1 rRNA gene is annotated in these 232 nt (G+C 40.9%); it reads left to right on the forward strand.

From position 1 onward, the window contains the following. Positions 1-142 precede the first annotated feature (142 nt). Positions 143-232 (forward strand): 5S ribosomal RNA (gene rrf / locus G9F75_RS19875); the annotation flags it as partial.

Genomic DNA, 232 nt, shown 5'->3' on the forward strand with positions numbered 1-232 from the left:
TGGAGCTGACAGATACTAATCGATCGAGGACTTAACCAATTTGAATGTATGCTTACTGTTATCTAGTTTTGAGAGAATTTTTTTCAAAAAAACTCTTGCTTTTTCTGAAATACATAGTATAATAATACATGTCACTAAAACGTCTGGTGATGATGGCGAAGAGGTCACACCCGTTCCCATGCCGAACACGGAAGTTAAGCTCTTCAGCGCCGATGGTAGTCGGGGGTTTCCC

Origin of the sequence: Bacillus sp. EKM208B (assembly GCF_011800725.1) — a bacterium.
GTDB lineage: Bacteria > Bacillota > Bacilli > Bacillales > Bacillaceae > Bacillus > Bacillus velezensis.